The sequence below is a fragment of the Ornithinibacillus liuyingii genome (genome assembly GCF_055550225.1).
Genome location: NZ_JBPWOS010000023.1, coordinates 1 through 1,605 on the forward strand (window position 1 = coordinate 1; position 1,605 = coordinate 1,605).

1 protein-coding gene is annotated in these 1,605 nt (G+C 35.0%); it reads left to right on the forward strand.

The window, feature by feature from the left end:
* Positions 1-270 precede the first annotated feature (270 nt).
* Positions 271-1,431, forward strand: a complete 1,161-nt coding sequence (locus ACSKT4_RS19035; protein WP_186871526.1) for an IS110 family RNA-guided transposase — start codon at positions 271-273, stop codon at positions 1,429-1,431.
* Positions 1,432-1,605: the final 174 nt, after the last annotated feature.

The window sequence follows — 1,605 nt, forward strand, 5'->3', positions numbered from 1 at the left end:
TTTTGTCCCAGCCTTGTATATTAAGTACTAGAGGTTCGCTACCTCTAGTGCTTTTTTAGTATAGTCATTTATACTAAAAGCAACGCTGTGGATTAGTGACCCAGCCTACAGTACTTTTTAGTAACTGGTTTTTAGAGAATCTAACCACAGCTCTTTGTTTATCTGTTAATCAGTTAGATAACGCATGACGTTTGATTTCGTACAAGGATACAGGACAAGGAGTGCGTGGCTTGAAAGCACAGCGTAATAAAGTGGAGGGAATGAATTTTAATGATTTATGTGGGAATTGATGTAGCCAAGCACAAACATCAAGTAGCTATTATTGATGATGAAGGGGAAATTTATGAAGACGACATGGTCATTTTAAATGATCGATTAGGGTTTCAAAAGCTTGATACTATCATTTGTCGCATTCAAAACCAAACAGGCCAAAAATGTAAGCTGGCAATGGAGGATACGGGTCATTATAATGCCCCTATCTTACAATTTTTAAGGAGAAATAATTATCAAGTATATTGTTATAATCCAATTCTAGTAAAAGAGTTTTCCAAAGTCCATACATTGAGAAAGACAAAGACAGATAAAGCTGATGCTTTAGTGATCGCTAAAATGGTAATGGGAGATTTCGAAAAAAGAGAACACTCCCAAGTTAGTACTGAAGAGCTTAAGGAATTAACTAGATACAGAAGTAGACTAGGGAAACACCAATCCTTACTTAAAGCTCAGTACACTCGAATATTAGAAAAAAGCTTTCCTGAGTTGGCTACTTATGGTCAGGTTCGCTATTCAGATTATATGATGCGATTATTAAAAAAGTATCCAAGTCCAAAACGAATTGAGATGGCTCACGAAAGATCACTTTTTAAACTATTAGGAGTGAATAATAGCCGCATTAAACCCGGGTTACTAAAGCAATTAGCGAAAGATAGTGTTGGGTGCTATTCTTCTATTACGGAATTTGAATTAACTCAAACTATAAAACAGATTGATTTGTATGATAAGCAAATCAAAGAAGTCGATAAAAAAATTCAAGAAATGATGGATACACTCGATTCACCAATCGTAACCATTCCCGGAATTTCTTATCGACTAGGTAGTATAATCATAGCAGAAATAGGTGACATCCTCAAATTCCATAACCCAAGTCAGTTATTAGCTTTCGCTGGAATGGAGCCATCCATTTATCAGTCGGGTAACTATCAAGGAACCGGAAAAATGGTTAAACGAGGATCACCTCAACTCCGATGGGCCATGTACCATGCTTCAAGGTTGGTAGCCATTTATTCACCAACATTTAAAAAATATTATGAGAAGAAACTAGTAGAAGGCAAGCACTATAACGTGGTTTTAAGTCATGTAGCGAAGAAATTAATAAGAGTTATATTCCATTTACTGCAGACAGGCCAATCGTATAAAGAGATTAAAGCGTAATACTATTTTTGGTAAAAGAAGATTGTAGGCAGCATAAAAGTTAAGCTAAAAAGAGCTTGATGATCGATTTTAAAAAAAATCGTAATCACCAAGCTTATTTGTCATGCCAAAATTTATAATAAAAAACATTATTCTTTTTGGGCTAAATTTGTTGACTTTATATAGTTAGCCTCT